Annotated in this window: 20 protein-coding genes; 14 read left to right on the top strand and 6 right to left on the bottom strand. The window is 68.8% G+C overall.

Annotated elements, in window-relative coordinates:
- The 6 genes from JUB11_RS19905 (at position 1) to JUB11_RS19880 (ending at position 3,607) form a co-directional block, all read left to right on the top strand.
- The gene (locus JUB11_RS19905; RefSeq protein ID WP_207460317.1) at positions 1 to 378 is read left to right on the top strand and encodes a hypothetical protein; all 378 of its coding nucleotides are present in this window, start codon (positions 1 to 3) and stop codon (positions 376 to 378) included.
- A 148-nt stretch (positions 379 to 526) separates the two neighbouring features.
- Positions 527 to 736 carry a hypothetical protein gene (locus JUB11_RS19900; protein WP_207460316.1) on the top strand — a complete coding sequence of 70 codons (210 nt, stop codon included), beginning with the start codon at positions 527 to 529 and terminating at the stop codon, positions 734 to 736.
- 123 nt (positions 737 to 859) lie between these two features.
- Positions 860 to 1,288, top strand: coding sequence for a DUF3775 domain-containing protein (locus JUB11_RS19895; protein WP_207460315.1), 429 nt, complete (start codon positions 860 to 862; stop codon positions 1,286 to 1,288).
- Positions 1,288 to 2,133 carry an SRPBCC family protein gene (locus tag JUB11_RS19890; protein ID WP_207460314.1) on the top strand — a complete coding sequence of 282 codons (846 nt, stop codon included), beginning with the start codon at positions 1,288 to 1,290 and terminating at the stop codon, positions 2,131 to 2,133. Before JUB11_RS19895 ends, JUB11_RS19890 begins: the two co-directional genes overlap by 1 nt.
- Before the next feature lie 4 nt (positions 2,134 to 2,137).
- Positions 2,138 to 3,313: a zinc-dependent alcohol dehydrogenase gene (locus JUB11_RS19885; RefSeq protein ID WP_207460313.1), complete on the top strand. Its 1,176-nt coding sequence runs from the start codon at positions 2,138 to 2,140 to the stop codon at positions 3,311 to 3,313.
- 39 nt (positions 3,314 to 3,352) lie between these two features.
- Entirely contained in the window at positions 3,353 to 3,607 is a 255-nt protein-coding gene (locus tag JUB11_RS19880) for a hypothetical protein (RefSeq protein WP_207460312.1), read from the top strand.
- A gap of 3 nt (positions 3,608 to 3,610) precedes the next feature.
- Here JUB11_RS19880 and JUB11_RS19875 read toward each other — a convergent pair whose 3' ends face one another.
- Positions 3,611 to 4,258 carry an HAD hydrolase-like protein gene (locus JUB11_RS19875; RefSeq protein WP_207460311.1) on the bottom strand — a complete coding sequence of 216 codons (648 nt, stop codon included), beginning with the start codon at positions 4,256 to 4,258 and terminating at the stop codon, positions 3,611 to 3,613.
- Positions 4,259 to 4,533: 275 nt separating this feature from the next.
- On the opposite strand from JUB11_RS19875, the gene JUB11_RS19870 reads away from it, so the two are divergent.
- Positions 4,534 to 4,743 (top strand): hypothetical protein, encoded by a 210-nt coding sequence (locus JUB11_RS19870; RefSeq protein WP_207460310.1) that lies wholly within the window; start codon positions 4,534 to 4,536, stop codon positions 4,741 to 4,743.
- A gap of 229 nt (positions 4,744 to 4,972) precedes the next feature.
- On the opposite strand, the gene JUB11_RS19865 is transcribed toward JUB11_RS19870, so the two are convergent.
- A complete protein-coding gene (locus tag JUB11_RS19865) occupies positions 4,973 to 7,108 on the bottom strand; it encodes a ribonuclease R family protein (RefSeq protein WP_207460309.1) in 2,136 nt (711 codons plus the stop codon).
- Between the two features lie 419 nt (positions 7,109 to 7,527).
- On the opposite strand from JUB11_RS19865, the gene JUB11_RS19860 reads away from it, so the two are divergent.
- On the top strand, positions 7,528 to 10,497 hold the full coding sequence (locus JUB11_RS19860; RefSeq protein WP_207460308.1) for a PAS domain S-box protein: 2,970 nt from the start codon (positions 7,528 to 7,530) through the stop codon (positions 10,495 to 10,497).
- Between the two features lie 117 nt (positions 10,498 to 10,614).
- Entirely contained in the window at positions 10,615 to 11,721 is a 1,107-nt protein-coding gene (ftrA, locus tag JUB11_RS19855; RefSeq protein WP_348771471.1) for a transcriptional regulator FtrA, read from the top strand.
- Here the strand turns inward: ftrA and JUB11_RS19850 are convergent.
- From JUB11_RS19850 to treS, 3 genes are all read right to left on the bottom strand, one after another.
- The gene (locus tag JUB11_RS19850) at positions 11,718 to 12,143 is read right to left on the bottom strand and encodes a rhodanese-like domain-containing protein (protein ID WP_207460307.1); all 426 of its coding nucleotides are present in this window, start codon (positions 12,141 to 12,143) and stop codon (positions 11,718 to 11,720) included. The genes ftrA and JUB11_RS19850 overlap by 4 nt on opposite strands.
- 583 nt (positions 12,144 to 12,726) lie before the next feature.
- Complete coding sequence (gene glgB, locus JUB11_RS19845) at positions 12,727 to 14,988, bottom strand: 1,4-alpha-glucan branching protein GlgB (RefSeq protein ID WP_207460306.1); 2,262 nt, start codon at positions 14,986 to 14,988, stop codon at positions 12,727 to 12,729.
- A gap of 125 nt (positions 14,989 to 15,113) precedes the next feature.
- Positions 15,114 to 18,437 (bottom strand): maltose alpha-D-glucosyltransferase, encoded by a 3,324-nt coding sequence (gene treS / locus JUB11_RS19840; RefSeq protein ID WP_207460305.1) that lies wholly within the window; start codon positions 18,435 to 18,437, stop codon positions 15,114 to 15,116.
- Positions 18,438 to 18,823: 386 nt separating this feature from the next.
- Here treS and JUB11_RS19835 point away from each other — a divergent pair, with 386 nt between their 5' ends.
- Positions 18,824 to 21,580 (top strand): PAS domain S-box protein, encoded by a 2,757-nt coding sequence (locus tag JUB11_RS19835; RefSeq protein WP_348771470.1) that lies wholly within the window; start codon positions 18,824 to 18,826, stop codon positions 21,578 to 21,580.
- A gap of 21 nt (positions 21,581 to 21,601) precedes the next feature.
- Here the strand turns inward: JUB11_RS19835 and JUB11_RS19830 are convergent, their stop codons facing one another.
- A complete protein-coding gene (locus JUB11_RS19830) occupies positions 21,602 to 21,877 on the bottom strand; it encodes a hypothetical protein (RefSeq protein ID WP_207460304.1) in 276 nt (91 codons plus the stop codon).
- A gap of 442 nt (positions 21,878 to 22,319) precedes the next feature.
- Between JUB11_RS19830 and JUB11_RS19825 the strand changes: the two genes are divergently transcribed.
- From JUB11_RS19825 to JUB11_RS19810, 4 genes are all read left to right on the top strand, one after another.
- Positions 22,320 to 23,627, top strand: coding sequence for a DEAD/DEAH box helicase (locus tag JUB11_RS19825; RefSeq protein ID WP_247887179.1), 1,308 nt, complete (start codon positions 22,320 to 22,322; stop codon positions 23,625 to 23,627).
- A gap of 195 nt (positions 23,628 to 23,822) precedes the next feature.
- Entirely contained in the window at positions 23,823 to 24,023 is a 201-nt protein-coding gene (locus tag JUB11_RS19820; RefSeq protein ID WP_207460303.1) for a hypothetical protein, read from the top strand.
- Positions 24,024 to 24,181: 158 nt separating this feature from the next.
- A complete protein-coding gene (locus tag JUB11_RS19815; protein WP_207460302.1) occupies positions 24,182 to 24,604 on the top strand; it encodes a pentapeptide repeat-containing protein in 423 nt (140 codons plus the stop codon).
- Positions 24,601 to 25,662, top strand: coding sequence for a putative zinc-binding peptidase (locus JUB11_RS19810; protein ID WP_207460301.1), 1,062 nt, complete (start codon positions 24,601 to 24,603; stop codon positions 25,660 to 25,662). Before JUB11_RS19815 ends, JUB11_RS19810 begins: the two co-directional genes overlap by 4 nt.
- Positions 25,663 to 25,711 lie beyond the last annotated feature (49 nt).

Below are 25,711 nucleotides of genomic sequence, written 5' to 3'. Positions count from 1 at the left end.
ATGGAACTGGATCGCCGCGACCTCCTTATGGCCCTTGCCGGCGGCACGCTCTTCGCGGCGACGCCGCTCGCCCCCCTGTCCGCCGCGCCGCGCCGCGACTGGGCGATAGTGCTGTCCGACCTGCTGCCGAGCAATGAGAGCGCGCGCGCCGTCGGCCGCGCCTATCTCGACACGGAGCCCGCGGACTTCGACCCGCAAAGGCTGGTGGAGGATCTCTTCGAAGGCCAGGACCGCGCCGAGATGCAGCGGCTGCGTGGTGCCGTGGCCTCGGCCGTCCGCGCCGACTTCGAAGCCGGCCGCACCGTTTCCCTGCACGGCTGGTTCCTGTCGCGCACGGAATCCCAGCTCTGCGCCATGGTAACGCTGCTGGAGGCGTGACCGGCCCTCCCCCGCCGTTCCCAGACTTACTCCCTGCCCTCACGCTTCCCGCCTCCTCCGGGTGCGCGCCGCCGGCCTGCCGGAACCTCGGCCGCACTTCCGCGGTTGTCCGCAATGCCGCGGATCAAACACCGCAAGGAGGAACAGCATGACCAAGACCGGCAAGAACACGACCGAGCAGGACAAGCACATGTCCGGCGGTCCCGGCAAGGCGGCCAAGAGCGGCCACGACAATCCCGACAAGGCGCTCGGCAACAAGCCCGGCCAGAACCAGTCGAGCGGCCAGGGCCGCGAGCGCGGCGCCGGCGAGGGCGGTTCCCGCGGCGCGTCGGACGAGGCGCGCAACCGGACGCAATAAGGCCGGCCCCAGTGAGGCAGGCCCCAGTGAGGCAGACCCTCATGAAACCGGCCCTGCCGAGCACGCTCCCCGCCGGGCACCGCCCGCGAATGTCAGGATCAACGAACAAGGAAGTGCGGTTCCATGCTGAAGCAGATTTCGGTCGCAACCGTGAAACAGGCCGCCGACCTCGCCGACAAGGCGGTCAACGAGCGTGAGAGTTTCCTTTCGGGCATGCGCAACATCGACCTCGGCGAACAGCGCAACGAGCGCGGCTCGCGCAACCCGACGGACCTCGACTCGCTGAGCATCCTGCCGGACGGCGCCGGGGCCGCCTTCGGCCAGCTCAAGCAGATGCTGGAGGAGCTGTCGCCGGAGCAGCGCTGCGAACTGCGCGCCGTGATGATGGTCGGGCGCGGCGATTTCGCCGGCAAGGAGTGGGACCGCGCCCTGGACGAGGCCAGCCGCGCCCCGGACGCCTCCCACTATCAGGACATCGCCGAGCGGGTGGACCTGCACGATTACCTGATGAAGGGCCTCTACGAGATGAATCTTCTGCAGAAGGAGGCGTGATGTCCCTGGACAGCTTTGCCGGGCGGGTCGTCGATGCGCCCGGCCGCCTGCTTGGCGGGCGGTCCGACGACGAACATGGCGAGATGGCCGGCACGGTCGAACGCTGGGCGGCCATGCTCGGCGGCACGGCGCTCGGCGTCGCCGGGCTGCGGCGCGGCGACTGGGCCGGCATGGCACTGGCGGCCGTCGGCGGGGGGCTCTTCCTCGCCGGCGCGGCCGGGATGCCCGTCGCCGCTCCCGTCCGGGAGCGGCTGCGCGACCTCGGCGAAGGGCTGGGCGAAGGCGGCCTGGACAGGATCGGCGGCGGCGTCGCCGGGCTGATTCCGTCGGCCCGGCGCGAGCCGACCACCACCCAGTCGGTGGTGACCATCGCCGCGCAGCCCGAGCGGCTGTTCCGCTTCTGGCGCAACTTCGGCAACCTGCCGAAGATCATGGACCATCTGGAGGCGGTGGAGATCGAGTCCGAGAAGCGCAGCCACTGGAAGGCCAAGGGTCCCGGCGGCGTCCGGCTGGACTGGTTCTCCGAGATCGAGCAGGAGCGCGAGAACGAGCTGATTTCCTGGCACACCGTGGAGGGCAGCCAGCTTCCGCACAAGGGGCAGGTCATGTTCAAGCCGGCCCCCGGCAACCGCGGAACGGAGGTGCGGCTGACCATGGCCTACCATCTGCCGGGCGGCCAGAGCGGCCGGGCCGTCGCGAAGATGTTCGGAGCGACGCCGGAACAGCAGGTGCGCGAGGCCTTGCGCCGCATGAAGCAGCTCATGGAGGCGGGCGAGATCGCGACCATCGACGGGCAGCCCAGCGGCAGCCGGGGGGCCTACCGCCCCGTGATCGGGGAGAAGTGAGACGATGAAAGCCCTCTGCTACAACGGCGTCAACGACCTGCGCGTGGAGCGGGTCCCCGACCCCAAGCTGATCGGCCCGCACGACGTGATCGTGAGGGTGATTCTGTCCTCGGTCTGCGGGTCGGACCTGCATCTCCTGGACGGCTATGTGCCGACCATGATGCCCGGCGACATCATCGGCCACGAGTTCCTGGGCGAGATCGTCGAAAAGGGACCGGAAGTCCGCAACCTCAACCGCGGCGACCGCGTCATCACCGTGTCGATCATCGGCTGCGGAAAGTGCCAGTACTGCCAGAACGAGGAATATTCGTTCTGCGACAACTCCAACCCGCACCCGCAGTTCACGGAGAAGACCTACGGCCACGCCTGCGCCGGCATCTTCGGCTACAGCCACGCCTTCGGCGGCTACGCCGGCAGCCACGCCGAGTACATCCGGGTGCCGTTTGCCGACACCAACTGCTTCCGCGTGCCGGAGGGCGTCACGGACGAGCAGGCGGTCTTCGTGTCGGACGCCGCCCCGACCGGCTACATGGGCGCCGAGATGGGCAACATCAAACCGGGCGACGTGGTGGCTGTCTGGGGCTGCGGCGGCGTCGGCCAGATGGCGATCCGCGCCGCCTACCTGATGGGGGCGGAGCAGGTCATCGCCATCGACCGCTACCCGGACCGGCTGAAGGCGGCGCAGCTGAAGGCCGGTGCCGAGCCGCTGGACTACACCCGCGTGGACATCTACGACGCGCTCCAGGCCATGACGGGCGGGCGCGGGCCGGATGTCTGCATCGACGCGGTCGGCATGGAGGCGGACGGTTTCGACACGGGTGCGGAATACTGGTACGACCGCACCAAGCAGGCCCTGCGGCTGGAAAGCGACCGGCCGAAGGTGCTGCGCCAGATGATCGAATGCTGCCGCAAGGGCGGCACGCTTTCCATCGTCGGCGTCTATGGCGGCCTGATCGACAAGTTCCCGATGGGGGCGGCCATGAACAAGGGGCTGACCTTCCGCATGGGCCAGCAGCACGGCCAGCGCTACGTCAAGCGCCTGTTCGACCACATCCAGAGGGGCGAACTCGACACCTCCTACCTGCTGACCCACAAGTGGTCGCTGGACGACGCGCCGGAAGGCTACCGGATGTTCAAGGAGAAGAACGACAACTGCATGCGCGTCGTTTTCGCCCCCTGAGGGTTGGGGGAGGAAGCGCGCTCTGACAAGGATCGGGACATGAACATTCTCTACGCCTACCCGGCGGAAAAGGGCCAGGGGGTCGAGGCGGAGATCCTCGGCATCCTCCGTGACCGCTTCGGAAACGCCGTGCAGACCGCCCGCGAGGAACGCGACGCGGAACGCGGCGACAGCACGGACGTGTTCGTGACGGTGGAGATGAACGACCGGCACGGCGAGGCGGTCATCGACTGCCTGCGCGCCCACCCGGCCGTGATCGACGCCGCCCAGGAAAGCTTCGGCGAGCGCGTGTAGCCGTCAAGCGCGCGTTCCCTCCCGGGGCAGAAGCGCCGCGGCGATGTCCTCCAGCCGGTCGAACATCAGGTCCGGCCCGCGGGCCAGCAGGGCATCCCGCGTCGCGTAGCCCCAGGACACGGCCGCGCAGCGCAGGCCCGCCGCGCGGGCCGCCTCTATGTCCCGGGTCTCGTCGCCGATGCACAGCGCGTCGGCGGCGGGAACCCCGGTCCGGCGCAACAGCGCCCGGATCTTCGCCGCCTTCCCGAACAGCGACGCGCCGCATTCCAGATGCGCCACCCGCGCCGCGTTGTCCGGCCCCAGGACGGTCCGGACATTCTCCCGCGAATTCGACGTCACGACGGCAATCGTTACGCCGCCTTCGGACAGGCGGCGCAGCAGTCCGTCCACGCCGGGGAACAGCCGGATGTCCGCGATGTCCTGCGCCATCCGCGCCCGCATGTGGCGGGCGATCCAGGGCAGCCGCCACATCGGCACCCCCAGCCGCCGCACGATCTCCCGCGAGCTGCAGCCCCGCAGAGCCTCCGCCTCCTCGGCATCCACCGTCCTGAATCCGTAGAGTTCCGCCACTTGGTTCAGCACGCCGGCGAACCAGGGGAAGGAATCGGCGAGCGTGCCGTCGAAATCGAAGATGGCCAGACTGCGTGCCATGGTGCCGGTCCGTTTTCCGTCATTTCGGGAGTAGGATGTGGGTTGGGCCGGGCCGGCCCTGGCCGAAGGCTTTGCCCTGCAGCCAAGGTTCCGTCAACTCTCTTTACAGTTCTTCGCTTCTTCTTTGTGCAGCCTCATCAGACAAGTCATTCATCAATAATTGAAAGTGGTACTACTCAAGAGGAGGCCAGCCTTCGCCCCCGTTTAACCGCGCGTTAACTGTCCTGGGAGCTTAATGGTCTCAACGGACACGAGCCACCCTGGAGTTCTCGACCATGACGACGCCCACCCTCTCGAACGAGGTTTTCAACGCGTCCCAGATTCACCTGGGCGTCCTGGACGAGTTCATCGCGGTCGTTCAGCGCAAGCTGTCGGAGACGGCGAACCCCTTCGCCCGCGACAGCCTGAAGGATCTGCTGGCCAGCCTGACCGAGCAGCGCGAAGGCTACAGCGCGATGATCGAGCCGCTGGCCGCCGCCGCCTGAACGGCGCCGATCCGGCCTGAAGGAGATCGGCCATCAAGGCCGATCCGGCGACTCGGCGAAGCAAAAAAGGGGCGCTCCTCGCGGAGCGCCCCTTTTCCGTTCCGGCCTTATAAGATTTTCATGAAGTCCTGACCTGCGGTCAGGACTTCCGTGGCGCGGGGGGCGGGGCGCGGGGCCGCAGTCGCGGCCCTATACCGGGTTCGGAGGTCGGAATTTTCCGAACCCGGCCTTACGCCGGCTCGGCCTCTTCCGGAGGCGCCTCCACCGGCGGGGCCGGAAGCTCGACGTTCACGCGCCGGCCGATGATGTCGCCGCCCTTCAGCAGGACCGGGATGGCGTCGCCCGGCATGCGGACGGTGCCGTCCGCGTCGATCCAGCCCGGCCCGTCGGTCTGCTGCTGCCATCCGGCCCTCTTCAGCATCCGGCTCGGCAGGCGGCTCTGCAGCCCCTCGGGCCGGAGCGTCACGAAGGCGCCGCCGCCATCCATGCCGCCGAGCACGGCTTCCGTCTCGCGTCCGCCGAGCCTCACGGCGAAATCGGCGGCGAGCAGCCTGCGGGCTTCGCCCTCGGCGCCGGACGCGGCGCGCGAACGCTCGTTGCAGGCGGCGCAGACCTTTTCCAGGTCGTTGAGGTTATGGCCCGACCCGGACGGCTTGCCGGCGAGGATCGCGACGATCAGCCGGTGCACGACAAGGTCGGCATAGCGCCGAATCGGCGAGGTGGCGTGCAGATAGGCCGGCTCACCGAGCGAGAAATGGCCCGTGGGCGAGGTCGCGTAGGAGGCGGGGCCGAGCGCCCGCAGGATGGCGGAGCGGATGTTCTCGCGCACCGGCGTGCCCTCGGCGCCGGCCAGCGCGTCGATCATCGCCTCGCGCAAACCGTCCGCCGTGGAGACCTCGGCCGGGTCGAGCGTCACGCCGCAACGGGCGAAATCCTCGATCAGGGCCGCGACGCGGGAGGCGTCCGGGGTGGCGTGGTTCCGGAACACGGCGGCGTGCCCGCCCTCGGCCAAGAGGCGCGCGGCACTCAGATTGACCGCGAGCATGCACTCCTCGACCAGCCGGTGGGCCGTGGTGCGCGGCTCGACCTCGATCCGCTCGATCTTGCCGTCCTCGCCCAGGATCTGGCGGAGGTCGTCGCCGCCCACATCCAGGCGCCGGTCGGACGCGGCCAGCAGAGCCTTCACCGCCGCAGCCGCGGCGCGCAGCGACTCAGCGACCTCTTCGTCGGCGTTCAGCTCGGCGTCCCCGTCGAGGAAGGCGGCGACGTCCTCATAGACCAGCCGCGCCTTGACCCGGACCAGAGCCCGCTCGAAGCGGTAGCCGGCCAGCGCGCCGTTCCGGTCCACGCGCAGTTCGCAGCAGAGCGCCGGACGCTCCTCGCCGAGCAGGAGGGAGCAGAGCCCGTTGGAGATCTCCTCCGGCAGCATCGGCCAGGTCTTGTGCGGCAGGTAGACCGAGGTCAGCCGCTCGCGCGCGATCTTGTCCAGCGGGCTGCCCGGCGTGACGAAGGCGGCCGCGTCGGCGATCGCCACGGTCAGGGTCCAGCCATCCGCCGTCTCCTCCGCGCAGATCGCGTCGTCGAAATCCTTCGTGGAGGCGCTGTCGATGGTCGCCAGCGGCAGGTCGCGGCGGTCGGCGCGCTCGGTCTCCTGGGGGGCAACCGCCGGCACGGCCTTGAAGGGGCCGGGCAGGCCCCACAGGCGGCGGGCCAGCTCGCTTTCGATCCCGTTGTCGGTTCCATGCCCGAAGACCTTCACCGGCGAGGCGGTGCAGCCGGCACCGAGGAAGCCGGTGCCGACGATCTTGGCCTGGAGGATGTCCCCTTCCTTCATCCCCTCCGCACTCTCCAGCGGCAGGGTCAGCGGCTCGGTCCGGCGCTCGGGCGCGAAGGCGAGGCGCCCGCCCTCGCCCGCCACGACGCGCCCGAAGACGGCGGTGGTCAGGCGCGAATGGACGCGCTGCGGGATGGCGTCGGGCGTGCGGCCCGCCTCCTTCGGCTGGATCAGCGCGACGGTCACGCGGTCCCCGCCCATGACGCCGAGCGTCTCGCGCGGCGAGATGGCGTAGCGGACGCCTTCGTCGGTGACGGCCCAGAAGCGGCCGTTCGGCTCGTGCAGGACGGTGGCGTCCACATAGCTCAGCATCACCGACGGGAAGATCAGCCCCTTGTGCAGGAGGCACAGCTTGTCGCGGCCGAGCCGCCGCAGGGCGCGGATCAGCCCGCCCGTGTCATCGCCCCAGGCGAGTTCCTCGCGCAGCGCGTCGAGACGGACAGGGCTCGTCAGCCCCCGGATGCGGTCGGTAAGGGCGGCCAGGGCGTCGCCGGGAGAACGGGTCGGGAGGGGCTGGGTGGTGTCCGTCATGTCGTCTTTCTTGCGCGGAGGCATCAAGGGGCCGCGCGCCATCTTCCGCTCGAAGGGACCCCTATGGGGCATTGCGGCCCATGAACGGTCTTTCGGGCCACGGGGTCAAGTCATCTCCGGCGGACAAGGCGCGGAGGGGTGCGGCAGGTGAGCGTGAGATGCCGCCCCGAGCCGTGCGTCATCCGAGCGGCGCCCCACTTTCATCGTGATGGTCATCACTGGACATGAAAGGGATCGCATACCCCGTTTTTCATATGAAAAAAGATTATCGATCCAAGCCGGCTGACCTCTCGTATCAAGTAATTCCGCCGAATTTTCACGCTCTTATATGCAAAACCACCCCGCCCACCAATTCTCTGGCAGATATCCCATACAACGGGTAAACACGATCAAGTAGCTCCTTGAGGTTTGAGGCCGAAATGGCAAGCACCCGCATCCTGCACCTTGAGGACAGCTCGATCGATGCGGATCTTGTCGCGCAATACCTGAGTGATTTCGGCCCGTCACTCACGATACGCAGGGTTGTTGGACAGAGCGATTATGTCGAGGCATTGGCGGAACGCGCGCACGACCTGATCCTCGCCGATTACGAGTTGCCGGATTTCGATGGCCTCGCCGCCCTGGCGATCGCCAGGGAGCAGGCTCCGGACCTGCCCTTCATCTTCGTCTCGGGCGTCCTGGGCGAAGAGCTGGCCGTGGATGCGCTGCATCGCGGCGCCACGGACTATGTCGTCAAGCAGCGCCTCCAGCGCCTGCCGTCGGCCGTGTCCCGTGCCCTGGAAGAGGTGCAGCGCAAGATTCGGCACAGGGCCGCCGAGAAGGCCATCCAGTCGGCGGAAGCGCGCTTTCGCGGCGTGTTCGACTCCAAGGCCATCGGCCTGAGCGTCTACGACATCGACAGCGGAACCACCCTGGCGATGAACGACTGCCTGCTGGCGCTGATGGGCTACACGCGCGCGGATTTCGAGCGGGGCAAGGCCGACTGGCGCGCCGTCACGCCGGCCGAGTACGTCCATCTCGACGAGGCGACGGTCCAGTGCCTGCGCCGGGGCGAACAGCCCGACCCCTTCGAGAAACCCTATGACCGGAGCGATGGTTCGCGCGTGTGGGTCCGGCTGCACGCGGCCTCCATGCCCGGCCGGCCCGAGCAGGTGGTGCTCTCCGTCCAGGACATCACCGAGCGCAAGAACGCGGAGACGGAACGCGAACGCCTCCTGGCCGAGCTTCGCATCGAGCGCGCCCGGCTAGAGCAGGTTCTCGAACATCTGCCGGTCGGCCTGATCGTGGCCCAGGCACCGTCGGGGAAGATCCTGTCCTACAACCGCCAGGCGGAGGAAATCCTCGGCCATCCGCTTCTGCCGGCCGACCGGATCTCCGGATACGCGACCTATGGCGGGCTCCATGCCGATGGCCGTCCCTATCAGCCCGGGGACTATCCCGTCGCGCGGGCGCTGCTGACCGGCCAGCGGGTTGAACAGGAGGATCAGGTCTATCGCCGTGGCGACGGGCGCATCACGCACCTGTCGGTCAGCGCCGCCCCGGTGGGCGCTCCCGGCGAACCGCCGGACGCCGTGGTCTGCGCCTTCCTCGACGTGGACGAGCGGCTGCGGTCGGAAGCGGCCCTTCGGGACAGCGAGGCGCATTTCCGCGCCCTGGCGGAAGCCATGCCGCAGCTGGTCTGGACGACGCGCCCGGACGGCTATCATGAATATTACAACGCGCGCTGGTACGACTACACCGGCACCCGTTCCGGGGACACCAAGGGCGAGGGGTGGAGCAAGATCCTGCACCCCGACGATCTGGAAAGGACCTGGACGGTCTGGCGCCATTCACTGAGGACGGGCGAGCCCTACGAAATCGAGTACCGCCTGCGCTCCGGCGACGGCGGCTACCGCTGGTTCATCGGCCGGGCGCTTCCGATGCGCGGCGAGGATGGCCGGATCATCCGCTGGTATGGCACCTGCACGGACGTCGAGGAGCAGAAGCGCACGGCGGCGATGCTCGCGGAGACCAAGGAACGGCTGCGGCTCGCCCAGGAGGCCGCCGGGGTCGGAAGCTGGGAATGGGACGTCGAGGCCGATACCGTCCATTGGTCGCCGGCCACCTACGCCCTCTACGGCTGCGATCCGGAGTCCTGGACGCCCAGCTTCCAGGGCGTCCTGCTGCTTCTGCACCCCGACGACAGAGCGGGAACCACCGACCAGATCCTCGGCTTGCTCGACCATCCCCGTCCGCTCGATCTGGAGTTCCGGGTGGTGCGGCCGGACGGAAGCGTGCGCTGGGTCCTGTCCCGCTGCCGCCCGGAGGAGAAACGGAATGGCCGTACGACCGTCGTCCGCGGCGCGGACATGGACGTGACGGCGCGCAGGGCCGCCGAGGAGCGCGAGCGGCTGCTCATGCGCGAGGTCGATCATCGCGCCAAGAACGCGATGGCCGTGGTGCAGTCCCTGGTGCGTCTCACCCGGGCGGACACGAAGGAGGAGTTCGTCGCCGCCATCGAGGGGCGGGTCACCGCCATGGCGCGCGCCCATTCCCTGCTGGCCCGCGACAAGTGGGCGGGCAGCGATCTGGCCGCCCTCATCGAACAGGAACTCGACGCCTTCGCCCGGGACCAGGTCCAGCTGTCCGGCCCGCCGGCCACCTTCGCGGCCGACGCGGTCCTTCCGGTCGGCCTCGCCCTGCATGAACTCGCCACCAACGCCGCCAAGTACGGTTCGCTTTCGGCGAAGGCCGGTCTCCTGACGGTGGAATGGCGCGTCGCGGCGGAAACCGGCGATCTTGTCCTGTCGTGGCGGGAAACGGGAGGACCGTCCGTCGCGGCGCCGATGCGACGCGGTTTCGGATCAACCCTCGTGCGCGCCAGCATCGAGGATCAATTGGGCGGGCGTCTTGTGCTGGACTGGCGCGCCGAAGGCCTGGCGCTGGAGATGCGGATCCCGGACAAGCACTGGACTCCGCACATGGCGTCGGTCCGGGACGTCCTCGAGCCCGAGATGAGGCTCGGGGCCGTTCCGCGGCGGGTTCTCGTGGTGGAGGACAGCGCGCTGATCGCCATGGAACTCCAGCAGGCCCTTCTGGATTTCGGCTGCCAGGTGGTCGGCCCTGCCCTGTCGCTGGAGGATGCCCGCCACCTCGCGGACGACCCGGAGCTGGAAGCGGCCGTGCTGGACCTCGACCTGAACGGCCAGTCCTCCCTGGCGCTGGCCGAGAGCCTGCGCTGGCGCGGGGTCCCGGTGCTGTTCTGCTCCGGCTATGAGGACATTTCCGCGCCGGCCTGGGCCGGCGTGCCGCGCCTTCACAAACCCTTCTCGCGAGCGGAGCTGATGGCGGCCCTTCGCGCGGTCGCGAGGGACGGCACCCCGGTGGCTCAGCCAAGTCCAAGCGCATGAGGATATCGCCATCGATCTCCTGCCGGCGAAGCGCCCCGACATTTTCGCGCGCCGCAAGGGTTGCGCCTCGTCTACAGACGCCCGTCGGACAGCCCTGACCTATGAACCGGCTCGGAGGTGGCGGGCGGCGGGTCCCTGCCCTATCATTCCGCCGAGCGCATTCCCGGACCCCCGCAGGCCAAGGTGAACCACCAGCCCCCAACCCCCGCCGGGCTCCCCGAAGCCACGGCCTCCGAAAGCACGGCCTCTGAAAGCACAATCGGGCCGCCCAACCGGCGCATCGCGGTTCTGGCCTATGACGGGCTGTGCACCTTCGAGTTCGGCATCGCCGTGGAGGTGTTCGGGCTGCCCCGGCCGGAGTTCGGCGAGCGCTGGTACGAGTTCCTGGTCTGCGGCGTCGGCGCCGGGCCGTACCGGGCGACCGGCGGAATCACGGTGGCCGCCGACGCCGGGCTGGAGGCGCTGGAGGGTGCCGGGACCATCGTCATTCCCGGCTGGCGCCATCCAGACGAGCCGCCGCCGGCCGAGCTGCTGGACGCCCTGCGGCGCGCGCACGGCCGGGGTGCGCGCATCCTGTCCATCTGCTCTGGCGTCTTCGTGCTGGCCGCCGCCGGGCTGCTGTCGGGGCTGCGGGCGACGACGCACTGGCGCTACACGGACCGGCTCCAGGCGCGCCATCCCGACATCCGGGTCGAACCGGGCGTGCTCTACATCGACAACGGCACGATCCTGACCTCGGCGGGCAGCGCCGCCGGGCTCGACCTCGCCCTGCATCTGGTCCGGCGGGACTACGGCCCCCGGATCGCCAACCAGGTCGCCAAGCGGCTGGTCATCCCGCCGCACCGCGACGGCGGGCAGAGCCAGTTCATCGAACGCCCCCTGCCCGACCGGGAGGGCAGCCATTTCGGCCGGCTCATCGCGGAACTGCGCGCGGACCTGTCGGCGGAGCACACGGTCGCGGAGATGGCGCGCCGCGCCGCCATGAGCGAGCGGACCTTCCTGCGCCGCTTCAAGGAGGCGACCGGCGCCTCCCCCGCCGACTGGCTGACGGGGGAGCGCGTCGGCCGCGCCCGCGAGCTGCTGGAGGGAACGAGCCTGCCGATGGAGGAGATCGCGGCCTCCGCCGGCTTCGCGAACGCCGCCGCGATGCGCCACCATTTCCACCGGAAGCTCGGCGTCACCCCCGCGCGCTACCGGGCAGCCTTCCTCGGCGAAGCCTCCTAACCCGGTGTCGCGAGCGAACCCGGCTCGGCACCATGGGCGAAGGCGAAGCCCTCGTCCGCCCAGCCGGTCATCCCGCCGATCATCAGCTTGACCGGCCGCCCGAGCCTCGCCAGCCGCAGGGCGCCTCGGTCCGCCCCGTTGCAGTGCGGGCCGGCGCAATAGACCACGAAGAGTGTTTCCGGCGGCCATTCGGCCATGCGCGAGGCGGTGATCTTGCCGTGCGGCAGGTTTAGAGCGCCCGGCACATGGGCCTCCTCGTAGAGGCGCGGCCCCCGCACGTCGAGCAGGACGAAATCCATCCGGCCCGTGCGCATCGATTCATGCACGTCCCAGCAGTCCGTCTCGAACTCGAACTTCCGTCCGAAATGCGCCACCGCCCGTTCCGGCGCCGCCGCCGGGATCTCCGTCACATTGCTTGCCATGGCCGTCTCCCTCCTGCCTTGCGTGATGCACGGCAAGGATGGCGCAACGGCGCATGGACGCGTGAGTGGCCGGACGGACAGCCTGCATCGAAATCCCGCCAAACCGCGGCGAGAGAAAACGCCCCTGCATAGGGTCGCAATATCGACGCACGTTGTTAGGCCACGATTTTAGCGGAAAAAAAACCCACCTACCCGTCATCCCCGCAAAGGCGCTGAATTTTGCACATCGGCCTGTGTTGCCGAAGCCTGCAACCTCCCTCTTCGTCATTCCCGCGAAAGCGGGAATCCAGTCCTTCCCGTAGCGAACCCTTTGGAAACTCTGGATCCCCGCGTCCGCGGGGATGACGCTGGAAGGTGATCGGAACCTTGCTTCGGTCGATCAACCCTCAAAGTTAGCGCCTTCGCTAAGGCGGGGATCCAGAAGTCCGCAGGGCGAACGCCGTGGGAGAGTCTGGACCCCCGCTCCCGCGCAAACGTTGTTTGCGCGGGAGCGGCAGGCGAATGCCAAGGCATTCGCCGAGAGCATTTCGCGGGGGTGACGGATAAGTGCCTGTTTTCGTTAAGGCCCCTCAGACGCTTGCTCTTACCCCACCCGCTCCAGGAACACCGTCCCCAGCGGCGGCAGGGTCAGGTTCAGGGAGTAGGGGCGGCCGTGCCAGGTGACCTCTTCCGCCGTCACGGTGTCGCCCTCGCCGCCGAGCGGAGTGCCGCTGCCGCCGAACTCGGCGGCGTCGGTGTTGACCACCACACGGTAGGTGCCGGGCAGCGGCACGCCGATCCGGTAGCCTTCGCGCGGCATGGGGGTGAAGCTGCTGACCACGACGACGGCATGCTCGGGATCGCGGCCCTTGCGCAGGAAGGCGTAGACGCTGTTCTGGCTGTCGTTGCCCTCGATCCACTCGAAGCCCGCCGGGTCGCAGTCGAACTCGTGGAGCGGCTTCAGCTCGCGGTAGGCGTGGTTCAAGCGGCGCATCAGGTCGCGCACGCCCCGGTTCATCGGATCGTCCAGCAGGTGCCAGTCGAGGCTCTGGTTGTGGTTCCACTCGCGCCACTGGGCGAACTCGCAGCCCATGAACAGCAGCTTCTTGCCGGGATGGCCGAACATGAAGCCGTAATAGGCGCGCAGGTTGGCGAACTTCTGCCAGTCGTCGCCCGGCATCTTGTTGATGAGCGAGCCCTTGCCGTGCACCACCTCGTCATGGCTCAGCGGCAGCACGAAGTTCTCGGTGAACTGGTAGATCAGGCCGAAGGTCATGTCGTGGTGGTGGTAGCGCCGGTGAACCGGGTCCTTCGACATGAAGTTCAGCGTGTCGTGCATCCACCCCATGTTCCACTTGTAGCCGAAGCCAAGGCCGCCGAGGTAGGTCGGCTTGGACACGGCTGGCCAGGCGGTGGATTCCTCGGCCACCGTCATCGCGCCCTGGTGGCTGCCGTAGGTCAGTTCGTTCATGCGCTTGAGGAAGGCGATGGATTCCAGGTTCTCGCGCCCGCCGAACTGGTTCGGGATCCACTCCCCTTCCTTGCGGGAATAGTCGAGGTAGAGCATCGAGGCCACGGCGTCCACGCGCAGCCCGTCCAGCCGGTACTGGTCCAGCCAGAACAGCGCGTTGCCCAGCAGGAAGTTCGATACCTCGCGCCGGCCCAGGTTGTAGATCAGCGTGTTCCAGTCCTGGTGATAGCCCTGGCGCGGGTCGGCATGCTCGTACAGATGCGTGCCGTCGAACCAGCCCAGCCCGTGCGGGTCGGTCGGGAAGTGCGCCGGAACCCAGTCCAGCAGCACGCCGATGCCCTCGCGGTGGCAGGTGTCCACGAAGCGCTTGAAATCCTCCGGCGAGCCATGGCGGCTGGTCGGCGCGTAGAGGCCGATCGGCTGGTAGCCCCAGGAGCCGTCGAAGGGATGCTCCGTGATGGGGAGCATCTCGATGTGGGTGAAGCCCATCTCCTTGACGTAGGGCACCAGCCGCGCGGCCAGCTCGTCATAGGTGAGATAGCGGTTGTCCTCTTCGGGGACGCGCGCCCAGCTTCCCAGATGCACCTCGTAGATGGAGATCGGCGCCTCGCGCGAGGAGGTCTCGGCGCGGCGGCGCATCCACTCCTGGTCCTGCCAGTCGAACTTGGCAAGGCCATGCACGACCGACGCCGTGGCCGGGCGCATCTCCGCCTGGAAGGCGACGGGGTCGGACTTCAGCGGCAGCATCTCGCCGTGCGGCCCCTTGATCTCGTACTTGTAGCGCTGCCCGACCTGGGCGCCCGGCACGAAGATCTCCCACACGCCGGCCTCGACGCGCTTGCGCATCGGCAGGCGGCGGCCGTCCCATTCGCAGAAGTCGCCGACCACGGCGACGCGCCGGGCGTTCGGCGCCCAGACGGCGAAGGCGACGCCCTGCACCCCGTCCATCTCGCGCGGGTGGGCGCCCAGCCGCTCGTAGGCGCGCAGGTGCGTGCCCTCGCCCAGCAGATGGATGTCCAGTTCGCCCAGCACCGTGCCGAAGCGGTAGGCGTCCTCGAATTCCATCGTCGCCAGCGGAAACTCCACGCGCAGCCGGTAGGCGAAGCGCTGGGTCCGGTCCAGCCGGGCGAGGAAGAAGCCCTCGTCATGGACCTTCTCCGCCTCGCCGGCCACGTCGCCGCTGGCGCGGTCGACGATCCAGAGGCGGACCGCGCCGGGCATGAAGCAGCGCACCTCGACCGGCCGGCCTTCGCCTTCCTGGTGCATGCCCAGGATGCCGAAGGGATCACCGTGGTCGGCGCGCACGATCGCCTCGATCCCGGCCCTGAGCGCCGCGGCCCTCGCTTCGTCGGCGGCCGGTGCCTCGCGGGTATCGTTCGTGGGCGTCACCTGCATTCCCCTGACCTCTCGCTGCCAAGCTTACGTTTGTTGGGACCATACGACGGCGCGGAGGTGGAGGCCATGGCTCACGCCACGGCCGCCCACGCCCCGCGCCTTGAAGTACACCGAACCCCGACGGCTCAGGACTTGCTCTCGTCCAGCAGGCCGAGCACGCCCTTGACGGGGATGCCGAGCCAGCCCGGACGGTTGGCGGCCTCGTAGCCGATCTCGTAGAGCGCCTTCTCCATCAGGAACAAGGACAGCAACCGCTGGGCCGCCGCCTCGTCACGCGGCCAGCTCGCGCAGGCGCCAATGCCCGCCCGGTAGGCGTCGAAGAAGGCCGTGAGGCTGCGCTTCTCCCAGTCGCGCGCGGCGTCCAGCACGCGGCCGCCGTTGCCGACCTCGCCGCCGCGCTCGTCCAGATGGAAGACGGCCGCCCAGGCCGCGTAGTTGAAGGAGCGCAGCATCCCCGCCACGTCGCGCAGAGGACTCTGCTTGGCGCGGCGTTCCTCCAGGCTCTTGGACGGCTCGCCCTCGAAGTCGATGATGTACCAGTCGTTCTGGGCGCGCAGCACCTGGCCCAGATGGTAGTCGCCGTGGATGCGCGTCTTCACGACCGGGACGGACAGGCTCTCGAAGCCGGCCAGCCGTTCCATCACCTCCTCGCGCCGGGCGATCAGCTCCTCCACGTCCGGGCGCAGCGCCGCCGGCACCCGATCCAGGGCGCCCGGCAGCACGGCGAAGGCGGCCTCGGCCTGCTTGCGGGCGCGCTCGCCCCAGGCCCTCAGGTCGTCGGCCGTGGCCGTCTCCGGCTCGAAGGCGGGGTCGCCGCTCTTCGTCGCCAGGGCGCAGTGCAGCTCCGCCGTCCGCTGGCCGAGCGTCGCCACCATCTGCATGTGGATGGCGAAGCGGTCGATCATCTCGCCCTCTTCCTGGGGCAGGTCCACGCCCAGCCGGATCTCGTCCAGCGTGCGCTCCAGCTCCTCCACCGTCGTGGACCAGCCGTCGCCCTGGTTGCGGACGAAGCCGTGCGCCACGGCCAGCACCGTGGCCCCGCCGTCGGCGCCGACATGCTCGACCGCACCCAGCAGCGGCGGGGTGTTGGCGAAACCCGCGACCTCCGTCAGGAAGCGCCCGACCTCCAGCTCCGGATGGATGCCCTGGGTCAGGCGGCGCAGCACCTTCACCACGGCGAGGTCGCCGACGAGAACCGACGTGTTGCTCTGCTCCACCCCCATGCGGCGCACTTCCGGGGCGTCCGGCAGGACGAGTTCCTTGCCGCGCGCGGTCGGCGTGGAGCGGATCGCGCCGTCGCCGGCGGGCAGTTCCCGCCCCGCCTGCATGCCCGACAGCAGGGTCAGGATGAAGGCGTCGTCCTGGGCGGCGTCGTAGAGCGCGCCCGGCCTGGGCCCGCGCCGCACCTTCGCCAGCGTGTAGGGCAGCAGCGGCCAGCCGGCGCCGCCGGCGTTCTCCTCCCAGCTCATGGCGAGCGGCATGAAGTAGGACTGCGTCTCGGCACCGCCGGCACCGCCCGTCAGCCCGACGTCGAGCCGCGTCAGCATGTAGCCGTCGCCCGGCCCCGGCAGCTGCGCCGTGACGGGGACGGTGATGTCGGTGATGGTGCGGTCCTTGGCGCCGAACCAGCGCTGGTGCGGCAGGAAGGCCGACAGCACGTCGCGCGCCAGCTCCTGCAGGGCCTTGCCGCTGGCAAAGGCATGCCAGCCCTCGCGCACGACCAGCGTCAGCAGGTCGGGCATCGGCTCCGGCGCCGTCTCGTGCCAGCTCGGCAGCTCCGCCTCGGCGGCCAGCGCGAACCAGTAGAAGCCGTAGGCCGGGATGGTCAGCAGGTAGGGCAGGTCGCCGACCGGCGGGAAGACCGTGCGGCCCATCATCTCCACCGGCACGCGGCCCCTGAACTGCTTCAGGTCCAGCTCCACCGCCTGGGCCGAGCGGGACAGGTTGGCGACGCACAGCACCATGTCGGCGCCGTCGCCGGTGTCGAGGCAGCGCAGATAGGCCAGGACCTTGCGGTTGCCCGGATAGAGCAGCCGGAAGGAACCGCGCCCGAAGACCTCCTTGCGCTGCTGGCGGACGGCGATCAGCCGCCGCATCCAGTTCAGCAGCGAGGACGGGCTGCGCGCCTGCGCCTCCACGTTCAGCGCCTGGAATCCGTAGATCGGATCCTGGATCGCCGGCAGGTAGAGCCGCGCCGGGTCCGCGCGGGAGAAGCCGCCGTTGCGGTCGGGCGACCATTGCATCGGCGTGCGCACGCCGTCGCGGTCGCCGAGATAGATGTTGTCGCCCATGCCGATCTCGTCGCCGTAATAGACGACGGGCGTGCCGGGCATCGACATCAGCAGGCTGTTCAGCAGCTCGATCTTGCGGCGGTCGTTGTCGAGCAGCGCGGCAAGCCGCCGGCGGATGCCCTGGTTGATGCGCATGCGGCGGTCGGCCGCGTAGAAGTCCCAGAGATAGTCCCGCTCCTTGTCGGTCACCATCTCCAGCGTCAGTTCGTCATGGTTGCGCAGGAAGATGGCCCACTGGCAGAGCGACGGGATCTCCGGCGTCTGGCGCATGATGTCGGCGATCGGGTGCCGGTCCTCCATCGCGACCGCCATGTAGATGCGCGGCATCAGCGGGAAGTGGAAGGCCATGTGGCACTGGTCGCCGCCCTTCTCCGGGTCGCCGAAATAGGGGAGCACGTCCTCCGGCCACTGGTTCGCCTCGGCCAGCAGCATGCGGTCGCCGTAGCTCCTGTCGATCTCAGCGCGGATGGCCTTCAGGACGTCGTGGGTTTCCGGCAGGTTCTCGTTGTTGGTGCCCTCGCGCTCCTTCAGGTAGGGCACGGCGTCGAGACGGAGCCCGTCCACGCCCATGTCCAGCCAGAAGCGCATGACGTTCAGCACCTCTTCCAGGACCTTCGGGTTGTCGAAGTTCAGGTCCGGCTGGTGCGAATAGAAGCGGTGCCAGAAATAGGCGCCGGCCTCCGGGTCCCAGGTCCAGTTGGACTTCTCCGTGTCGCAGAAGATGATGCGCGTGCCCTGGTACTTCTGGTCGGTGTCGGACCAGACGTAGAAGTCGCGCTCGGGCGAGCCCGGCGGCGCCCGGCGGGCGCGCTGGAACCAGGGATGCTGGTCGGAGGTGTGGTTGATCACCAGCTCCGTGATGACGCGCAGGCCCCGGCTGTGGCACTCCTCCAGGAAACGCTTGAAGTCGTCAAGGTTTCCATAGGACGGGTTGACCGCCGTGTATTCGGCGATGTCGTACCCGTCGTCGCGCAAGGGCGACGGATAGAAGGGCAGCAGCCAGACCGTGTTGACGCCCAGCTCCTGTATGTAGTCGAGCCTCTGCGTCAGCCCGGCGAAATCGCCGATTCCGTCATGGTTGGCGTCGTTGTACGCCTTGACGTGCAGCTGGTAGATGATCGCGTCTTTGTACCAAAGCGGGTCCTGCCGATCGATCATGACGTCTGCGCTCTCGCGCCTCTGTTCAAGGGGGGTCGCCGTGTGGTCGTCAGTCGGAAACATCTGTACCGAAGGAAGATCGCGCGATTATCTTGGGGTTAGCACCGAACGGCAGGCCCTAGCCCGCCGATGCGCCGGATCACCACCCCGGATTCCCCCTATCGTGATCCGCCCTCCGGCGCCAGACCTCGCACCGGCCGATCCGACCAAAGGCCGAGCCCCTCCCTTTCGGCTGGGCGGCGGGCGGATTCACCACCTCCGGCACAAGCCTTCGCGAGCCTCCGCACGCACCGGGGGAAAGGCTAGGACCCATTGCGTAATTGACCTCCGGACCGCGCGCGGAGGAGTATCGGCCTCTTTGTTCCGCGTACCCTCGGAGATTCATTGTGCTGAAAGTCGAGCCTCCCGCTACCGGCCTGCGCGCGCTGCCCGGTGAACGGCGGTTCCAGCTGCTGATCGACAGCATCCATGACTACGCGATCTACATGCTCGATCCGCAGGGCATCGTCAGCAGCTGGAACACGGGGGCGCAGCGTTTCAAGGGATACGGCGCGGACGAGATCATCGGGCAGCATTTCTCCCGCTTCTTCACGCCGGAGGACCGCAAGGCCGGCCTGCCGCAGCGCGCACTCGCCGTGGCGCTCGCCGACGGCCGCTTCGAGACGGAGGGCTGGCGCGTCCGCAAGGACGGCACGCGCTTCTGGGCGTCGGCCGTGATCGACACGATCCGCGACGAGGACGGCGCGCTGGTCGGCTTCGCGAAGATCACGCGCGACAACACCGAGAAACGCAAGGCGGAGGAGGCGCTCCGGCTCAGCGAGCAGCGCTTCCGCCTTCTGGTGCAGGGCGTCACCGACTACGCCATTTACATGCTCGACCCCAACGGCATCGTCAGCAGCTGGAACGCCGGCGCGCAGCGCTTCAAGGGCTACAGCGAGGACGAAATCATCGGGCAGCATTTCTCCCGCTTCTATCCCGAGGAGGACCGGGCGAACGGCCTGCCGCAGAGGGGCCTCGCCACCGCGCTGGCGGAAGGGCGCTTCGAGACGGAGGGCTGGCGTCTGCGCAAGGACGGCACGCGCTTCTGGGCCTCGGTCGTCATCGATCCCATCCGCGACGAGACCGGCCGGCTGGTCGGCTACGCCAAGGTCACGCGCGACAACACCGAAAAGCGCAAGGCGGAGGAGGCGCTCCGGCAGAGCGAGGAGCGATTCCGTCTTCTGGTGCAGGGCGTCACCGACTACGCCATCTACATGCTCGACCCCAACGGCAACGTGGTGAACTGGAACGCGGGCGCGCAGCGTTTCAAGGGCTACCGTGAGGACGAGATCGTTGGGCAGCATTTCTCCCGTTTCTATCCCGAGGAGGATCGGGCGAACGGCCTGCCGCAGAGGGGCCTCGCCACCGCGCTGGCCGACGGTCGCTTCGAGACGGAGGGCTGGCGTCTGCGCAAGGACGGCACGCGTTTCTGGGCCTCGGTCGTCATCGATCCCATCCGCGACGAGAAGGGCGAGCTGATCGGCTACGCCAAGGTCACGCGCGACATCACGGACAAGAAGGCGGCGCAGGAGGAGCTGAGCCGGAGCGAGCAGCGCTTCCGCCTGCTCGTCCAGGGCGTCACCGACTACGCCATCTATCTGCTCGACCCGGAGGGGCGCATCACGAACTGGAACGCCGGTGCGGAGCGGATGAAGGGCTACGGCGCCGACGAGATCACCGGCCAGCATTTCTCCCTCTTCTACACGGAGGAGGACCGGACGGGCGGCCTGCCGCAGCGCGGCCTGAAGACCGCCGCGCGCGAGGGCAAGTTCGAGACGGAGGGCTGGCGCGTCCGCAAGGACGGCAGCCGCTTCTGGGCTTCGGTCGTCATCGACCCCATCCGCGACGACGGGGGCGAGCTGGTCGGCTTCGCCAAGGTCACGCGCGACATCACCGAGTGGCGCCAGACCCAGCAGGCGCTGGAAGAGGCGCGCGAGGCGCTGTTCCAGTCGCAGAAGATGGAGGCGGTCGGCCAGCTCACGGGCGGCGTCGCGCACGACTTCAACAACCTTCTCCAGGCCATCAGCGGCAGCCTGGAAGTGATCGAGCGCCGTCTCGCCGCCGGGCGCACCGACGTGCAGCAATACGCCAACGCCGCCCGCAACGCGCTGGACCGGGCGAGCGCCCTGACGCAACGGCTGCTCGCCTTCTCCCGCCGCCAGCCGCTGAAGCCCGAGCGCACGGATCTGAACGCGCTGGTGACCGGCATGCGCGACCTGATCGAACGCTCGGTCGGCGAGGCGGTCCGGGTGGAGATGGACCTTCCCGAGGATATCTGCCCGACCTGGGCCGACGCCCACCAGATCGAGAACGCGCTGCTGAACCTGTCGATCAACGCGCGTGACGCCATGCCCGAGGGCGGGCGCCTGACGATATCCACCGCCAACACCCAGCTGGACGAGGAGGAGGTGGCGACGGACCCCGGCCTCGCGCCCGGCGACTACGTCACGCTGAGCGTGACCGACACCGGCACCGGCATGCCGCCCGACGTGCTGGAACGCGCCTTCGAGCCCTTCTTCACGACCAAGCCCATCGGCCAGGGCACGGGGCTGGGGCTGAGCCAGCTCTACGGCTTCGCCCGCCAGTCCGGCGGGCGCGTGCGCATGGAGAGCGAGGTCGGCAAGGGCACCACGGTCCGGCTGTACCTGCCCTGTTATGTCGAGGCGGAGGATGCGGACACCGGCTCCACGTCCGCCACGGCGGCAGCGGCGGCCGAGCCGCCAAGGCGGGCGGCGTGCCAGGCCAAGGTCCTGGTGGTGGAGGACGAGTCCCTCATCCGCATGCTGCTGGTGGATGCGCTGGAGGAGCAGGGCTACACGGTGCTGGAGGCCGAAGATGGCAACGGCGCCATGCAGGCGCTCGACGCCAACGGCGGCATCGGCCTCCTGGTCACCGACGTCGGCCTGCCCGGCATCAACGGTCGCCAGCTCGCCGAGATGGCCCGTTCGCGCCACCCGGAGCTGAAGGTGCTCTTCCTCACCGGATACGCCTACAACGCCGCCATGGAGAAGGAGGTGCTTGGCGAGAACACCCAGCTCCTCGCCAAGCCGGTCGCCATCGACACCTTCCTCGACACGGTCGCGGCGATGGTGGACGGCGGTTAAGGGTCGCCGCAAAAAGGCGGCTTATGCCGGTCCGCCCGAGGTCTCTCCGTCGCGCCGCTGCGCCTCCTCCAGATCGGCCGGGTCGATGGCGGCAACCTGGATCAGGTTCGCCTGGCCCGGAGGCGGCGGCAGGAACAGCAGCGTCTCCACCCGCCGGTAGGCCGGGAAGGAGAGGCCGTCGATCATCTCCTCATGGGTTTCGATCTTGTATGTGCCGGCCGGCAGGGGCTCGGCGAAACCGCTCAGCCGGAAGGGGTGAGCGAAGGTGATGGTGCTGGTCGCCGTGCGGTGGGTCATGATCGTCTCCGCGGCCGCATGCCCGGCCGGGCTCCGGAAGGGGGCCGGGTCCGCGGTCGGCCGTTCCCCGCATATTGGGGGCCGGTCGGCCATCCGCATCCCGGCGGGCAAAAGAATGCGGGGAAAGGATTGCTTGAAAAATGAACAGTTGGCGCGGGAGCCTTTCCGCCGCTGTCCTTCCATCTATTTTTCCGCCCGATGCCGAATAAACTTGGAAGTTCAGGCAAGATACCTTATCTGAAAGTTCTTGATCGCTGGAGGCTCAAACGTCTCTTGAGCGAGACGCGTCAGGTTTCATGATGCGGCATCCTGCCGCGTTCCCCAGCAAATCGCCTCTCCCTCTTTCGACCTCCTCCCGGCGAGATCGCCGGCGCTTGACCGTTCCCCGATCGGGGGCACGGGTCGTTTTGCGCCGTCATGCCTGTGGAAAGGTTTCATTCCTTTGTCTTTGATCGAACAGACCATTTCTGATTCCGAACTGACCGTTACCGAGCTGACCTTCGCCGAACTCGGCATTCATTCCAAGATCGCCGAGGCCCTCGGGGAACACGGCTACACCAACCCGACGCCCGTCCAGGCGGCGGCCATTCCGCCGGCGCTGGCCGGCCGCGACATTCTCGCCACCGCCGAGACCGGCACCGGCAAGACCGCGGCCTTCATGCTGCCGGCCCTGACCCGCGTCGCCGACCTGCCGCGCCTGGGCATCGCCGCCCCGCGCATCCTCGTGCTGGCCCCGACGCGCGAACTCGCCAGCCAGGTCACCCAGGCGGCGCGCAAGTACGCCAAGCCGCTGCGCATGAACATCATCGACGTGGTCGGCGGCATGCCCTACCGCGAACAGCTCCGCATGCTGTCGCGTCCGGTGGACGTCGTCGTGGCGACCCCCGGCCGCCTGATCGACCACATCGAGCGCCAGCGCATCGACCTCAGCGCCGTCGAGGTGCTGATCCTCGACGAGGCCGACCGCATGCTCGACATGGGCTTCCTCGACGATGTCGAGCGCATCGCCGATGCCTGCAAGGCGGATCGCCAGACGCTGCTGTTCACGGCCACGCTGGACCGCCGCATGGCCCAGCTCGCCGGCAAGCTTCTGCGCAACCCGGAGCGCGTCGCCGTCGAAAGCCAGGCCACGGCGATCAATGTCGAGCAGCGCCTGCACCACACCGACGACATGGACCACAAGCGGCGCCTGCTGATGCACTTCGCCGGCCAGGAAGAGGTCGGCAAGGCGATCATCTTCGCCGCGACCAAGCGCGACGCCGACGCGCTGGCCGAGCAGCTGAGCGACGCGGGCCACTCCGCCGCCGCCCTGCACGGCGACATGGACCAGTCCAAGCGCAACCGCACGCTCCAGCGGCTGCGCACCGGTCAGCTCCGCCTGCTGGTGGCGACCGACGTGGCCGCGCGCGGCATCGACGTGCGCGACATCACGCACGTCATCAACTTCGACCTGCCGCGTTCGGCGGAGGACTACGTCCACCGCATCGGCCGCACGGGCCGGGCCGGCGCCTCGGGCATCGCGGTGTCCTTCGCCTCGCGCGCCGACCGCGAGACTCTGTCCCGCATCGAGCGCTTCACCGGCGCCTCGCTGGTGATCCACACCATCGCCGGCATGGAGCCGCAACGCCCCTTCACCGGCGGCAGCGGGCGTCCGGCGGGCCGCCCGGCCGGTGGCCGCGGCGGTGCGAGGCCGTGGCAGCGCGACGGTGGCCAGGGCAGGCCGGCCCAGGCCCGTGCCGGCCGCTGGTAAGCGCATTGTAGCGTAACGACCGACGAAAGCGCGCCTCCCCCGGGAGGCGCGCTTTTTTCTTCGTGCCCTGGACCGCGCGGGCCGGGATAAAGTACAGCCAGCGGCGACTGCATGCCGAAGTCCTGATTTTAGCCGGTATCCCGGCCCAGGCTTCGACGGGTACAATGAACAGCGAACAACGACGAGGGTGCTCCAATGGCAAAGCTTCAAACCGGCAAGACGTTCGAACTCCGGGGAACTCCTGACCGGCTGCGGGAGATCTGGCCGGCCGTGAAGGCCGCCGACACCAAGGCCGTCATCGTCACGGCCGCGAGCGACAATGTCGGCGTCATCGGCACCAACGATCCCCAGGCGGCGGCGCTCGGCAAGCTCAGCCTCGAGAAGGCCGCCGGCTGACTTCGGCATATCTCCGCTTGGTGTTCCGAAAGGGCGGCTCCGGCCGCCCTTTCGTCGTTTCGGGCCATTGTCCTTCCCCGCCTTGCCATTGCTCGGGGGCCGAGGGCGGCCTTCCCCTGTTGTGCAGGGAGGAACGGTCTTCAGCCAAGGAGCCCCCGATGCCCGAAACCAGGAACGCCGCCCCGGACAACTTGCCGTCCCTTCTGGAGAGCCACCGCCTGTGGGCCGCGACCGGCGGCACCCACGGCGCGCGCGCGGATCTGCGCAACCTCGATCTGGTCGGGCGGTCCTTCTGGCGGACCGATCTGCGCGGGGCTCTTCTCGACGGCAGCGACCTCGCGGGGGCCAACCTCGACCATGCCGACCTGCGGGAGGCTTCGCTTCGGGGAACCCGCCTGGCGAGCGCATCGCTGTGGGAAGCCAATCTCGGGCGGGCGGATCTCCGCGGCGCCGACCTGCATGGCGCGAAGCTGGACCATGCCGACCTGCGCGGGGCGGACCTCGCCGGCGCCGACTTGGAGGGCGTCTCGCTGGTGCACGCCCTGCTGGACGAGGATGCCGGCCAAGGCGCCCGGCCATGAAGATCTTCCGCTGCCAGCATTGCGGCCAGATGGTGTATTTTGCGAACACACGCTGCGAGCGCTGCGGGCACCGTCTTGGCTACATCCCGGACCTCGCGGTGCTGAGCGCGCTCGCGCCGCTGGCCGGCGACGCGTGGCAGCCGCTGGCGGACCCCGCTCGGACCATGCGTTTCTGCGCCAACGCCGTCCATGACGTCTGCAACTGGCTGATCCCGGCCGGGAACGCCAACCCGTTCTGCCGGGCCTGCCGGCTCAACCGCACGATCCCCGACCTCGACCGCTGGGACAACCGGCTGCGCTGGCAGCGGCTGGAAACGGCCAAGCACCGCCTGGTCTACGGCCTCCTGCGGCTGGGTCTTCCCTTGACCAGCCGGTTCGACGACCCGGAACAGGGTCTCGCCTTCGATTTCCTGGCCAACTCGGGACGGGTGGGGCGGGAGCAGGCGCAGATCGTCACGGGCCACGCCGCGGGCCTGATCACCATCGACATCGCCGAGGCGGACGACGCCGAACGGGAGCGCCACCGCCAGGACATGGCCGAGTCCTACCGCACGCTGCTGGGCCATTTCCGGCACGAGGTCGGCCATTACTATTGGGACCGGCTGGTCCGCAACGGCCTCTGGCTCGCGGCCTTCCGTGACCTGTTCGGCGACGAGCGGCAGGATTACGGGGCCAGCCTGGCGAGGCATTATGCCGAGGGTCCTCCCGCCGACTGGAGCCAGCGCTTCGTCAGCGGCTACGCCAGCGCCCATCCCTGGGAGGATTTCGCGGAAAGCTGGGCGCATTACCTGCACATCGTGGACACGCTGGAGACGGCGCACGCCTTCGGCATGCGCATCCAGCCCGGGAACGAACCCGATCCGGCCCTCTCCATGGCGATCGACTTCGACCCCTACCGGCAGCGCGACTTCGACGCCCTGATGGCGGCATGGCTACCGCTGACCTACGCGGTCAACAGCCTGAACCACAGCATGGGCCTGCCGGACCTCTACCCCTTCGTCCTCGCGCCCACGGTCATGGGGAAGCTGCGCTTCATCCATGGCCTGATCTTCCACTGACGGCCCCACAGCATCGCCGACGGCCTGGACCGCCCAAAAGGAGGCATGC

Source organism: Azospirillum sp. SYSU D00513, assembly GCF_017356015.1.
In the GTDB taxonomy this organism is placed as follows: Bacteria; Pseudomonadota; Alphaproteobacteria; order Azospirillales; family Azospirillaceae; genus Azospirillum.
The sequence above is the reverse complement of the archived record's forward strand: the minus strand, read 5'-3'. Positions and strand labels throughout refer to the sequence as shown.

What these genes read in the sequence shown, in the direction of transcription:
- glgB (WP_207460306.1), bottom strand. Translation starts at nt 14,988, where the DNA reads ATGCAGGTGACGCCCACGAACGATACCCGCGAGGCACCGGCCGCCGAC.
- JUB11_RS19905 (WP_207460317.1), top strand. Translation starts at nt 1, where the DNA reads ATGGAACTGGATCGCCGCGACCTCCTTATGGCCCTTGCCGGCGGCACG.
- JUB11_RS19880 (WP_207460312.1), top strand. Translation starts at nt 3,353, where the DNA reads ATGAACATTCTCTACGCCTACCCGGCGGAAAAGGGCCAGGGGGTCGAG.
- JUB11_RS19890 (WP_207460314.1), top strand. Translation starts at nt 1,288, where the DNA reads ATGTCCCTGGACAGCTTTGCCGGGCGGGTCGTCGATGCGCCCGGCCGC.
- JUB11_RS19865 (WP_207460309.1), bottom strand. Translation starts at nt 7,108, where the DNA reads ATGACGGACACCACCCAGCCCCTCCCGACCCGTTCTCCCGGCGACGCC.
- JUB11_RS19830 (WP_207460304.1), bottom strand. Translation starts at nt 21,877, where the DNA reads ATGACCCACCGCACGGCGACCAGCACCATCACCTTCGCTCACCCCTTC.
- JUB11_RS19820 (WP_207460303.1), top strand. Translation starts at nt 23,823, where the DNA reads ATGGCAAAGCTTCAAACCGGCAAGACGTTCGAACTCCGGGGAACTCCT.
- JUB11_RS19815 (WP_207460302.1), top strand. Translation starts at nt 24,182, where the DNA reads ATGCCCGAAACCAGGAACGCCGCCCCGGACAACTTGCCGTCCCTTCTG.
- JUB11_RS19875 (WP_207460311.1), bottom strand. Translation starts at nt 4,258, where the DNA reads ATGGCACGCAGTCTGGCCATCTTCGATTTCGACGGCACGCTCGCCGAT.
- JUB11_RS19860 (WP_207460308.1), top strand. Translation starts at nt 7,528, where the DNA reads ATGGCAAGCACCCGCATCCTGCACCTTGAGGACAGCTCGATCGATGCG.
- JUB11_RS19885 (WP_207460313.1), top strand. Translation starts at nt 2,138, where the DNA reads ATGAAAGCCCTCTGCTACAACGGCGTCAACGACCTGCGCGTGGAGCGG.
- JUB11_RS19850 (WP_207460307.1), bottom strand. Translation starts at nt 12,143, where the DNA reads ATGGCAAGCAATGTGACGGAGATCCCGGCGGCGGCGCCGGAACGGGCG.
- JUB11_RS19810 (WP_207460301.1), top strand. Translation starts at nt 24,601, where the DNA reads ATGAAGATCTTCCGCTGCCAGCATTGCGGCCAGATGGTGTATTTTGCG.
- JUB11_RS19870 (WP_207460310.1), top strand. Translation starts at nt 4,534, where the DNA reads ATGACGACGCCCACCCTCTCGAACGAGGTTTTCAACGCGTCCCAGATT.
- JUB11_RS19900 (WP_207460316.1), top strand. Translation starts at nt 527, where the DNA reads ATGACCAAGACCGGCAAGAACACGACCGAGCAGGACAAGCACATGTCC.
- treS (WP_207460305.1), bottom strand. Translation starts at nt 18,437, where the DNA reads ATGATCGATCGGCAGGACCCGCTTTGGTACAAAGACGCGATCATCTAC.
- JUB11_RS19895 (WP_207460315.1), top strand. Translation starts at nt 860, where the DNA reads ATGCTGAAGCAGATTTCGGTCGCAACCGTGAAACAGGCCGCCGACCTC.